Here is an 11526-nt window from a genome sequence, read left to right on the forward strand (position 1 = left end):
CCGGTTCAGCCGGTCATGGCGAGGTTGTGCATGGTGGCGACGGCTTGGACGGCGTGGTGGAGACGGTCTCCTTTCTGGCGGCAGTCGCGGAGGATCTTCCAGTTCTTCATGCGGGCGAAGGTGTGCTCGACGCGGGCTCGGACGCGCCGGTGTTCGGCGTTGTCCTCCTCCTGGCCGCGCAGGAGTGGGCGTCCGGATCTTCTGCGGTGCGGGACGATCAGTCCGGTTCCCAGGTAGGCGCCGTCGGCGATGACCGTGGTCCCGGCCGCGATGGCGGGCAGGTCCGATTCCCGCCAGGCGTGGGCGTCGGCCTTGTTCCCGGGGACGGGGCGGGCCGAGGCGATCACCAGGCGGCTGTCCGCATCGATGATGACCTGTACATTCGCCGAGAACCGGTAGTTGCGGGAGGACGCGGCGACCGTACGGGCACGGACCGGGACGAGGGTTCCGTCCACGATCCACAACCGTTCGACGTCCGCGACGGGCCGCGGCGCCGGCTCGATCGCCAGGAGCGGCCGCAGGCGCTGGATGACCCGGCAGACGGTGGCCGGGGAGACCCCGAAGAGCGGGGCGAGCTGCCGCATCGTGAGGTCGGTGCGGTAATAGACGGCCACCAGCAGGACCCGGTCCGCCAGCGGCAGGCACCACGGGCGCCCTCCACCAGGACCGTTTCCTCCCCGCTCCCGTACCGCCTTCACCAACTTCTCGAACCGGCCCATCCGCAACCCGGTGAACGTCTCCACCCACAACGGCTCAGCCCGCAACACCCCACCCATACAAGAGGAATGCCCTATCCCAGACGTTCTGCAACAACCTTTAGAGGTCATCTCATTTGGTGAGTCTGCGGCAGCAGATGAGGGTGCAGGCGATGCTGGTGAAGGCGAGGAAGTGGTCGGCTTTGCGTTCGTAGCGTCGGTGAAGGCGTCGGCAGCCGGCGAGCCAGGCCATGGTGCGTTCCACGGTCCAGCGGTGGCGGCCCAGCCGTTGCGACGACTCGACTCCCTTGCGGGCGATGCGGTGGGTGATGCCTCGCTCGCGTAACCATCGCCGCAGGTGAGCGTAGTCGTAGCCCTTGTCGGCGTGGAGTTTGCCGGGCTTGCGCCGCCGTCGGCCGCGGCGCGAGCGGATCGGCGGGATGCCCTTCACGAGCGGGATCAGGGCCTGGCTGTCGTGGAGGTTGGCCCCGGAAATGCCGACGGATATGGGCAGACCTGACCGTTCCGTGATCAAGTGGATCTTCGAGCCGTACTTGCCCCGGTCGACAGGATTCGGACCTGTCAGGTCCCCCTTTTCAGAGCCCTCATGTTCACCGAATCGATCGCGCACCGCGACCAGTCCAGCTCGCCTCGGGCGCCTAGTTCGTCGAGGACCAGGCGGTGGAGCTTGGCCCACACCCTGGCCTTCGACCACTCCGAGAACCGCCGGTGGGCAGTCGCTCCAGACGGGCCGAATGACGCCGAAGGCAGCTGCTGCCAGGTACAACCCGACGTGGCCACGAAGACGATCGCCGCCAGCACCTCCCGGTCACCGTGCCGACGCCGGCCGCCACCCTGCGGGCGTGACGGCACCTCCGGTACCACCCGCTGGAACAACTCCCACAACTCATCCGGCACCAGACGCTCAACGATCCCCACCATGACCCACAGAATACCGAGCCATCCAAATGAGATGACTTCTAAACCTTCAGCGAGTGGGCCGTTCGCGTCGGCAGATTAACATCAGACCTGGTCGAGCGTCGGGTGCAGTTCCGGCCGGGATTCCCACCACGCTTGGAACGTCGCGTTGGTCGGGATGCTGTCGAGGTATGCGCGGGCCGCTGCCTGATAGATCTGGGCGGCGCGCTGTTCGCATACGGCGGCCCGGTTCCAGGCGAGGCGGATACGGCCGGTGACCGGGTCGCCGGCCAGAGGCCGAAGCACCGTGCCCTCGACGTACGGGGAGGTGGGCTGGCACAGGGATACAGCCCGTCCGGCGGCGATCAGTTCCCATCGCATTTGGCGGTCGGCGATCCGGTAGCGCAGCTTGGGCGTGAATCCGGCCCGTCGGCAGGCATCATCCATGGCCTCAGGTCCTCCGTCCCCGTCATCGGTCAGCGTTGTCCAGGTCTCACCCGCCAGGTCGGCAAGTTCGATTTCCTTCTGCCCGGCCAGCGGGTGGGAGTTCGACAGGCGCACGCATGCAGGTTCCTTCGCTATAAGGGTGCGTACCGCCACACCGTCGGGGAGTGGTACCTCGTGATCCGCGAGTTCCCCGAACAGGATCGCGTCGTACTGTCCGGTTCCGAGCCTGCGGACGAGCACGGTCGCCGACTCCTCGATGGTGATGTCGATTTCGTGGCCTGGCAGTTCCGCCTCCAGGTGCCCCAACAACTGGTCCACCAGGACGAGCAGGATGCACCCGAGCCGCAGTGCCGGGTGCGGAGCGGCGGCTCGCGTTCCGGCAGTCAGGGCGTCCATTTCGCTGAGCACCCGGCGGGCTGCCGACAGTACGAAATCGCCCAGCGGTGTCGGTTCGACGCCGGACCTGCTGCGGACGAAGAGATCCCCGCCTGCGACCCGTTCGATACGGCGCAACTGCGCGGAAAGGGAGGGCTGGGACACCCCGAGCCGCGCCGCGGCACGTCCCAGGCTGCCCGCCTCCGCCACCTGGAGGACAGCTTCCAGATGCCTCAGCTCAAGCTGCATTTTCCCAGCATATGCAGGCAGAGCAGCTGAGTTGAAGGGTTCTGCCGAGGCAATCCATAACACCGGTCCTATGGAAGATGAGATGTCCCATCCATGGCATGCCCACACCCATACTCAGCCCGTCCCCACCCCCCTTTGAGTAACCGGAGCAGAAGTGCAACCCACCAGACTCACGGCAGTACTCGCCGCCCTCGCACTGACAGCGGGCCTCGCCGGCAGCCTCGCGACCACCGCCACCGCGGATGACCGGAGCGCCCACAGCGAGTCCCGAGGCCTGCGCCACGGCGCCCTGGAAGCCGAACTCACCCCGGCCCAGGGCAAGGCGCTCGTCCGCAAAGCCCAGGACAAGACAGCCGACACCGCCCGCGCCCTCGGCCTCGGCACCAAGGAGGCGCTGGTCGTCAAGAACGTCGTGAAGGACAACGACGGCACCCTGCACACGCGCTACGAACGCACCTATTCCGGCCTGCCCGTTCTCGGCGGCGACCTGGTCGTGCACACGGCACCCGCCTCGAAGGCGTCCGGCACGGTAGCCACGACCTTCAACACCAAGCATCACATCCGTGTCGCCTCCACCAGCGCCACGCTGACCAAGGCGCAGGCCGAGGCGAAGGCGCTCAAAACGGCTCGCGCGCTGGACGCCCGGCAGCCCGCCGCCGAAAGCGCCCGCAAGGTCGTCTGGGCCGGCAGCGGTACCCCCAGACTTGCCTGGGAGACCGTGATCGGCGGCCTGCAGGACGACGGCACCCCAAGCCGCCTGCACGTCATCAGCGACGCGGACACCGGCAAGGAGATCACCCGCCACCAGGACATCAAGACGGGCACCGGCAACACCCAGTACAGCGGCTCCGTGACCCTGGACACGACCCGGTCCGGCTCGACGTACCAGCTCACTGACACCACGCGCGGCAGCCACAAGACCTACAGCCTCAACAACGCCACGTCAGGCACCGGCACGCTGATGACCGACGCCGACGACGTCTGGGGCACCGGCTCCGGCTCCCAGACGCAGACCGCGGGTGCGGACGCCGCCTACGGCGCGCAGAAGACCTGGGACTTCTTCAAGAACACCCTGGGACGCAGCGGCATCCGCAACGACGGCGTCGCCGCCTACTCCCGCGTCCACTACGGCAGCGCCTACGCCAACGCGTACTGGGACGACAGCTGCTTTTGCATGACCTACGGCGACGGCTCCGGCAACACCCACGCACTGACCTCGCTGGACATAGCCGCCCACGAGATGGGCCACGGCGTCACCTCCAACACAGCGGGCCTCACCTACAGCGGGGAGTCCGGCGGACTCAACGAGGCCACCTCGGACATCTTCGGCGCGGGTGTGGAGTTCTACGCCGACAACAGCACCGACGTCGGCGACTACCTCGTAGGGGAGAAAGTCGACATCAACAGCAACGGTTCGCCGCTGCGCTACATGGACAAGCCCAGCAAGGACGGGAACTCGGTTGACAGCTGGTACTCCGGCCTCGGCAGCCTCGATGTCCACTACTCCTCGGGCCCCGCGAACCACATGTTCTACCTGCTCTCCGAGGGCAGTGGCAGCAAGACGATCAACGGCTTGGCCTACAACAGCCCGACCGCCGACAGTGTCGCCGTCACCGGCATCGGCCGCGACGCCGCCCTGAAGATCTGGTACAAGGCGCTGACGACGTACATGACGTCCAGCACCAACTACGCCGGCGCCCGCACCGCCGCCCTCAACGCCGCATCCGCGCTCTACGGCACCAACTCCGCCCAGTACGCGGCCGTCGGCAACGCCTTCGCCGGCATCAACGTGGGCAGCCACATCACCCCGCCGACCAGCGGCGTCACGGTGACCAACCCCGGCAGCCAGGCCTCGGCCGTCGGCACTCCCGTCAGCCTCCAGGTCCAGGCGAGCAGCACCAACAGCGGCTCCCTCACCTACAGCGCCTCCGGCCTGCCCGCCGGCCTGTCGATCAACGCCTCGACCGGCATCATCTCCGGTACGCCCACCACGGCCAAGGCCTACACCACCACCGTCACGGTGACCGACTCCACCGGAACCACCGGCACCGCGGCGTTCACCTGGACGATCAGCACCGGCGGGGGCGGTAGCTGCACCTCGGCCCAACTGCTCACCAATCCGGGCTTCGAGTCCGGCAACACCGGCTGGACCAACAGCGACGTCATCAACAACGACGTCCGCGAACCGGCCCACGGCGGTTCCTACACGGCCTGGCTCAACGGCTGGGGCTCCGCACACACCGACACCCTGTCCCAGACGGTGACGATCCCCGCCGCCTGCAAGGCGACCCTCACCTTCTACCTGCACATCGACACTGCGGAGATATACGCCGGCGTGTACGACAAGCTGGCGCTCACCGCAGGATCGAAGACCCTCGCGACCTACTCGAACGCCGACGCAGCCAATGGCTACGCCAAGACGTCCCTCGACCTGTCCTCACTGGCGGGCCAGACGGTGACCCTGAAGTTCACCGGCGTCGAGGACGCGTACCTCGCAACCAACTTCGTCGTCGACGACACCGCCCTGACAACCGGCTGAGCGCACGGCCGGCCCGGGGACGTGCCGGCCGGTGACGCACACGGAAGCCCGGCCAACACAGAGAGGTACTGCCGTGATCATCCCTGAAAGCTCTCCCGAAGAGCCTGACAACGCTCTCGTCTCCCAAAGGGTGTCCCGCCGCCGCATGCTCCTTCTGGGCGGAGCAGTCGGCGTAGTAGCCATCAGCGGCGCCGCCGTCGCCAACGCCGCCGGCCGCAACACCGCCGACACCGGCATCCTCGACTCGGTGAAGACGGCCGCCTCCGCGTCCAGCACCTGCATGTCGCTGACCACGGAGCAGATGGAGGGCCCCTACTACATCGACTACGAGCTCTTCCGGAAAGACGTGGTCGAGGACCGCACCGGTATCCCGCTCCTCCTCGTTCTGCGCGTAGTGGACAGCGTGACCTGCCGGCCCATCCGTAACTCCGCCATAGAGATCTGGCACTGCGACGCTTCCGGCGTCTACTCCGGCTACATCCAGAACGGCAACGGAGGCGGCGGTGGAACGCCTCCCGGCCCGCCGCCCACCGGAACGCCGACGGCGCCTCCGGACGGCCCAGGCAGTCCGGGCGATCCGGGCGGGCCTGTGGGTCATGCCACGCCGACCGACGACCTCACGTGGCTGCGCGGCATTCAGATGACCGACGCCCAGGGGTTCGTCACCTTCCGCACCGTCTTCCCCGGCTGGTATGCCGGTCGCGCCGTCCACGTCCACACCAAGGTCCACACCGGCGGCTCGCGTACTCCCGACGGCTACACCGGCGGACGCACCTGTCACACCGGGCAGTTCTACTTCTCCGAAGAGGCGGTCAAGGCCACCGAAAACACCGAGCCCTACTCTGCGAACACCATCACCCGGATGCCTCTCGACAACGACTCCATCTACCCGGGAACCGGCACCCAGGGCGGCCTGCTCAACCTCAACTACGACAAGAAGCACATCGAGCGCGGCGTCATCGGCAACATCACGATGGCAGTCGATCCCAACGCCACCAATGACGGCCAGGGAACACCCGGCGGCCCCGCCCCCACCGCCTCCTCGGCGCCCACCCCCTGACGCGACGACACCAGCACGCCCGACAAACCCCGGCGGCCCAGACACCGAACGGAGTCTGGGCCGCCATCCTGGCGCCCAGCCGAAGCTGACGCAAGATTGACAAACCGCTTCGGAGCTTGCGGGCGCGCTGCTCGGCACAGCGCACCTGCCACACGAGGTACTCCCGCATGGCGGGCCACTTCCTGAGACACACAGGAGCGGCCCGGCGGAACATCCCGAGCCGCTCCCAGGAGCTCATATGAGTTCTGGTGTTTGCGGCGGTGACTGACACAGCAGCGCTCGCGTTCCCCTCGGTTATCACGAGGGGCCCGAATACGACGAGGTTCGGCACGTCATATCCGTCCGGGGCTTCCGTCTCCTGCCAGCGCCCGTCTACAGGCCGACCCGTTGGTCTCCTCCCGCAGCTGCAACGACTCGCCCAGCGGTGCCATACCAGTCTCACCGTGGTTGGTGACCGGAGCCAGCACCCGCCACCGTTCTGTGCCTTACACCGCGTGGACGACTCTCTGTGTGCGGAGAAGTTCGTCGTACATGCCGCTGCCTGCGAAGGAGACTTGCTCGACACGGATGAATCCCACACCCTGTCCAGCACCAACCGCTCAGCGACCCTCACCATGTCGAAATGCTTTGCTGAGTCGTCCAAATGAGATGAGTTCTAAGGGCCTTGTCGAGCGTTCCTACTACGACGAAGCGCAGCACAACGGGGACACGGCTCATTCCCTCTTCGATCTCCCAACCCTCGCTAGACAGGACCCGGGCCGAGCAGCGCGCCGATTCAGCACAGCGGTGAACGGACACACGGACGCCTACGGCCGGGCTCGTGCAATCTCGCGGACGAAGCTGGCCTCCCTGCTCATGGCCAAGGGTGACCCTCGCCAGGCGGCAGCGCTCGGCAGGCTTCAGCGCTGCGAGATCGGATCGCCGCTACGGTTTCCGCATGACTCCTTCGGCATCCGAACCTGCACGTCACGTCCCGAAGCAGGCTTGTTCGGCGGTCGGATTGGACTCCGACGGAGCCGAGCCTCTCCGCCTGGCCGAGAACCAGATATGGCGACTACCTCGTCAGCGGGTGATCGTACGGATCGCCCGGGAGGGAGAGAGCGCTGCGGCGGCCCGCGAGGTGCGCGTCGCACGTTGGCTCACCCGGGAGAACGTGCCGGCCGTTCGCCTGGTCGACGTGGAGCAGTTGGTAGAGGTGGACGGCAGGCCCGTGACCTTCTGGGCGGAACTGCCGCCGCAGCAGCACGGCTCGGTCGAGGATATCGCTGAACTCTTCGCGAGGCTCCACTCCCTGACCACGCCAGCGATCGAGCTGGGGTATCTCGATCCCTTCGTCAGGGTCGGCGAACGGCTGCACTCGGCCACCACGATCCGCGACGACGACAAGCAGTGGCTGCATGCCCTGCATAGCGACCTCCTAGCGGCCTGGGCGGAGCGGCCGGCCCGGTCTCCCCGATCGGGCCGTGCACGGTGAGGCCTGGCCCGGCAACATCGTCCGCACGGCCGGTGGGGTCCTGATGATGGACCTGGAACGCTCTTCGGGCCCCCGGAGTGGGATCTCGTGTCCACCGCCGTGCGAGCGAAGACCACGGGCGCCGTCAGCGCACGCGAGTACATCCGCTTCTGTGCGGTGTACGGGTACGACGTGACGGCGTGGGAGGGCTACCCCGTCCTTGCGCACGCCCGTGAGCTGCGCATGGTGACGTATGCGGCGCAGCACGCAACCCGGAGTGGAGGAGCCAGGCGCAGTACCGGATCGACTGTCTCCGCGGTCGATCCGGCCCGCGACCGTGGTCGTGAAAGCGAATATTGTGAAGTCAGACTGTCCGCTGTCTCATCTGGTCGGACGATTGTCACGCTTGGAGCAGAGGAGGCTCTACGCCCTTCCCTTAAGTCTGCGAGACTCGCGCTATGCGGCCAAGTCGAATAGCGCTGCGGTGTCTCCCCAAGAGAGGCGTTGTCCTACTGGTTGAGCAAGAGCCACCTCGACGCCTGACCGCGTGCGGACGTCCGCTCGACGAAGCTGAACCTGTGCCCCCACCACCCCATTCCGCCAAGCACCGCTACGAACAAGATCTCGAAGCCAAAGACTCAGCGCCCAGGATGTCGAACGCATGAAAACAGGTCCGATCTCTGGCACGGCCTGAAGGCTGAACAGGAACGCCGCCTGCGGAGCCTCTCCTCGACTGATCCGCATGATTGACTTACGGCATATACCGCCGAAGTGGCAGCCGCAGACGCATCCGTACGGCTCGCTCGATTCAGCGTCTCCGCCACCTCGACAAGGACACGACTCACCCACTCCCTCCTCGATCCCCTCTCGGCCGATAAACACGGCCTCTGCGTCTGCGATTCGCACCATTACCTCGTCGACCAAGAGATTCCGTCCCAACTCGCCCGATTCGGCAGCACCGAGACATCGTTCCGTCGGCAATGCCTCTGCGATCGCTCGATCAATCTGCCGATCGCAGGACTTGATCAACCACTGCACATCGACGGTGGTCGTCTCGACCTGCAGTTCTGCCACTGCCTTGTCACGCATCCACCGCTCCCCCGCTTGAGTCACATCACTCACCTCGTCGCTGTACATCACGCCCAGAGAATCCCGGAGAAGGTCGGCTTGCACCGGCCGGCATCAGCCTGTATGGATGCATGCCACTGATCGACCGCCGACAGCCCGACGGTGACGTCCCCGGACAGCGCGCTCAGCGCCACCCAGGGACGCCTTCCCTAAAGCAGGGTCATCGGGTCCTGTTCGGGACCGTGAAGGAAACCGGGCGCCCAGCGAACGGGAGCACTGGCCGGGAAGAGCGTCACCCGTACGCCGAAATCGATCAGGATTTCCTTTCGAGCCTGTACATCCGCAGCACGGAACCAACGGTCGGCGACCGTCTCGCCGGTCGGCCGCCGGACCATACCAGGCGCCCGCCGTGGCTCAGCCTCCAGAGCGGCCAGCTCCCGCCCCAGCGCGGCATACCGGTCCCGGAACCACGCGGCGTCGTCCGGGGCGTCGTACAGCCCGGCTTCACGGTCGGCTCGCAGCCGTTCACGGCTGGCTCGGGTCTCCGCCACGCGTTCCGCGATGCCATTGCCCGGGTCGTACACCGTTTCGTAGATCATGCCGTCACCCAGCTCCCGGAGGAACCACTCCTCGACGTAGGCGTCAAGAAGATGAGCATTGATGAGCGGTGCGGGTCGGCAGTGCTGCGCCTGAAGCCAGCCCTTGTTCCGCGCCGTACACGTGTAGCGCGGTGGGGCGTCTTTCGACGTCTGGGTATAGAGACGCGTATGGCACTGCCCGCACAGGGCGACCGTGGTCAACAGGTATTCGCGGTTGGATCGGCGGGTCCAGGGAGCCTTTCGGGACAGGATGGCGCTCCTGAGCGCCTCGTGTGTGGCCCGGTCCCACAGCCCCTCGCAGAGCCGTACAGGGTGACCGTCCCCCCTGCCGAGGACGGGCTTGTTGCGGTGCATCAGGTATCCGAGGGTGGCCTCTGACAGAAGGATGTTCTTCAGGCTCTGGGGAGACCACGGTCGGCCCCCTGCCGGCTTGCCGTACATCACGGCCAGGTGATCCGCAGGTGAGAGTTCCCCGGCACGATTGAGACGTGCGGCCTCGCTACTGCAGGTGACGTTGTCAGGATCGGCCAGGATGCGGCGGGCGACGTTCCGCAGTACTTCCGAGGCATGCGGATGCAGTTCGACCAGGTCAATCTTCCCTCCCATCACCTTCCGGACGTACTGGAAGCCGTACGACGGCTTGCCTTTCGGGCGGCCGGCTGCGCGGGTCTTGACGGTGGCGTCACGGTTCCTGCGCTGGATCGCGCGCAGTTCCATCTGCGCGCCCCAGGCTTCCATGGTGAAACGGTTCTCGTCGGCGGGGTCGTCGAGGTTCCAGGCACCGTCGTGCCCGTACGTGACGAGCATCTTCTTCTCGTCCCGCATCTTGTAGCCGGTGTTCAGGCAGTCGACGACGTTGCGGCCGAGCCGGTCCACCGCTGCCGCGACCAGGCCGTCGTACGGGCCCTTCTCGTCACGGAGCCACGGGCCCAGGCTGGGGCGGGTCACGGGGTCCGTGGCGCCGGAGACCTCCCAGTCGTCCGCCCAGCCGATGATGTGGGCCCCGACGGAGGCGGCGGCAGTGAGCACGTTCTCGCGCTGGCGCTCAGGCGAAGACGTCGCCAGCTTCACGCGCGACAGCCGCCGCACTCCGAGCAGGCACTTGCCGCATCCGTCGTAGGGTCGTTCGATCGTGTTGAGGTCCGTACCGCGCATTTCTTCTCTCCGTTCGAGCGCGCATCGTACGGAGAATCGGCGGCCACGCCCCGCTGAACGATCTTGGTCAGCTGAGGAAGCTCAGCCGCACCTGACGGTTGTCTTTAGAAACGTTCGTGTCGACCAGGCACACCGACTGCCAGGTGCCCAGCTCCAGCACTCCCCCGATCACCGGCAGGGTGGCGTGGGGCGGGACGAGGGCGGGGAGTACGTGGTCGCGGCCGTGGCCCGGGCTGCCGTGGCGGTGTTGCCAGCGGTCGTCCGCCGGGAGCAGGTGGTGGAGGGCGGCGAGGAGGTCGTCGTCGCTGCCCGCGCCCGTCTCCAGGACGGCGATGCCCGCGGTGGCGTGGGGGACGAAGATGTTCAGGAGGCCGTCCCGGCCGGACGCCGCCCGGGTGAGGAACTCCTCGCACTCCCGGGTCAGGTCCAGGACGCGCTCGGTCGTACCCGTGGTGATGTGCAGGACAGTGGTGGTGAAGGAATCGGACATGGGTCCATCTTCCCTTCCGGACAGCGAGATCACACGTCCACCCTCCGAGACGCCATTGACCGTGTCCTGACGGGATGACTACGTTCATCGCCATGTTCCGATCAGCTCTGCTCACCTCGCGCGGTCACATCGACCTGCTGCGGGTGGCATCCGCCGCGTGTCGTCGCGGCTGCTGACGTTCCCTCAGCGCCCTTCGCGCCTCTTCTGACCGGGCTTTCCTCGCCCGCTCCTGCCCCATCGGCCGCGCCTTCGCCCTTCCGGTCACGCACCCGTCCGGGCCGCTTCGGTCTGTCGGCAGACCGGGGCCCCGACGCCCTCTGGCCCAGCGGTCCCCTGGGTCCGACGGTCTCCTGACGTGCCCGGGGCGCCCGGACCCCAGGGTCCCCGTGGCCAGATCGCCGGTCCGTTCGGGCCTTTCGGTCCGGGCACTGACGTCGCCGGTCCGCTCGGGTCCTTCGGTCCGGGCACAGCCGTCGCC

Annotated in this window: 9 protein-coding genes; 4 read left to right on the forward strand and 5 right to left on the reverse strand. The window is 67.0% G+C overall.

What is annotated here, in order from left to right:
• Positions 1-5: 5 nt before the first annotated feature.
• The 3 genes from D6270_RS03050 to D6270_RS03060 all read right to left on the reverse strand — a co-directional run bounded on the left by D6270_RS03050 (position 6) and on the right by D6270_RS03060 (position 2684).
• Positions 6-776 (reverse strand): transposase, encoded by a 771-nt coding sequence (locus tag D6270_RS03050; RefSeq protein WP_109166880.1) that lies wholly within the window; start codon positions 774-776, stop codon positions 6-8.
• 52 nt (positions 777-828) lie between these two features.
• Positions 829-1637 (reverse strand): IS5 family transposase gene (locus D6270_RS03055; RefSeq protein WP_391041037.1). Its coding sequence is split into 2 segments (ribosomal slippage): positions 829-1289 and positions 1289-1637, totalling 810 coding nucleotides; the frame shifts between segments, so codons are not numbered across the junction.
• 81 nt (positions 1638-1718) lie between these two features.
• Positions 1719-2684 carry a LysR family transcriptional regulator gene (locus D6270_RS03060; protein ID WP_109166877.1) on the reverse strand — a complete coding sequence of 322 codons (966 nt, stop codon included), beginning with the start codon at positions 2682-2684 and terminating at the stop codon, positions 1719-1721.
• Between the two features lie 154 nt (positions 2685-2838).
• Between D6270_RS03060 and D6270_RS03065 the strand changes: the two genes are divergently transcribed.
• The 3 genes from D6270_RS03065 (at position 2839) to D6270_RS32735 (ending at position 7757) form a co-directional block, all read left to right on the forward strand.
• Positions 2839-5223 (forward strand): M4 family metallopeptidase, encoded by a 2385-nt coding sequence (locus tag D6270_RS03065; protein ID WP_109166876.1) that lies wholly within the window; start codon positions 2839-2841, stop codon positions 5221-5223.
• A 145-nt stretch (positions 5224-5368) separates the two neighbouring features.
• Entirely contained in the window at positions 5369-6283 is a 915-nt protein-coding gene (locus tag D6270_RS03070; protein WP_225976761.1) for an intradiol ring-cleavage dioxygenase, read from the forward strand.
• A gap of 1069 nt (positions 6284-7352) precedes the next feature.
• The gene (locus tag D6270_RS32735; protein WP_239476911.1) at positions 7353-7757 is read left to right on the forward strand and encodes a phosphotransferase; all 405 of its coding nucleotides are present in this window, start codon (positions 7353-7355) and stop codon (positions 7755-7757) included.
• Between the two features lie 1256 nt (positions 7758-9013).
• Here D6270_RS32735 and D6270_RS03085 read toward each other — a convergent pair.
• Positions 9014-10558, reverse strand: coding sequence for a recombinase family protein (locus D6270_RS03085; protein WP_109166872.1), 1545 nt, complete (start codon positions 10556-10558; stop codon positions 9014-9016).
• A 67-nt stretch (positions 10559-10625) separates the two neighbouring features.
• Positions 10626-11048, reverse strand: coding sequence for a YjbQ family protein (locus D6270_RS03090; RefSeq protein ID WP_109166870.1), 423 nt, complete (start codon positions 11046-11048; stop codon positions 10626-10628).
• 92 nt (positions 11049-11140) lie between these two features.
• Between D6270_RS03090 and D6270_RS33900 the strand changes: the two genes are divergently transcribed.
• Entirely contained in the window at positions 11141-11224 is an 84-nt protein-coding gene (locus D6270_RS33900) for a putative leader peptide (protein ID WP_350692898.1), read from the forward strand.
• Positions 11225-11526: the final 302 nt, after the last annotated feature.

It is taken from the genome of Streptomyces griseus subsp. griseus (assembly GCF_003610995.1).
GTDB lineage: Bacteria > Actinomycetota > Actinomycetes > Streptomycetales > Streptomycetaceae > Streptomyces.

Bases quoted from the DNA above. Each gene is read 5' to 3' on its own strand.
- D6270_RS03050 (WP_109166880.1), bottom strand. From the start codon at position 776: ATGGGTGGGGTGTTGCGGGCTGAGCCGTTGTGGGTGGAGACGTTCACC.
- D6270_RS03060 (WP_109166877.1), bottom strand. From the start codon at position 2,684: ATGCAGCTTGAGCTGAGGCATCTGGAAGCTGTCCTCCAGGTGGCGGAG.
- D6270_RS03070 (WP_225976761.1), top strand. From the start codon at position 5,369: ATGCTCCTTCTGGGCGGAGCAGTCGGCGTAGTAGCCATCAGCGGCGCC.
- D6270_RS03085 (WP_109166872.1), bottom strand. From the start codon at position 10,558: ATGCGCGGTACGGACCTCAACACGATCGAACGACCCTACGACGGATGC.
- D6270_RS03090 (WP_109166870.1), bottom strand. From the start codon at position 11,048: ATGTCCGATTCCTTCACCACCACTGTCCTGCACATCACCACGGGTACG.
- D6270_RS33900 (WP_350692898.1), top strand. From the start codon at position 11,141: ATGTTCCGATCAGCTCTGCTCACCTCGCGCGGTCACATCGACCTGCTG.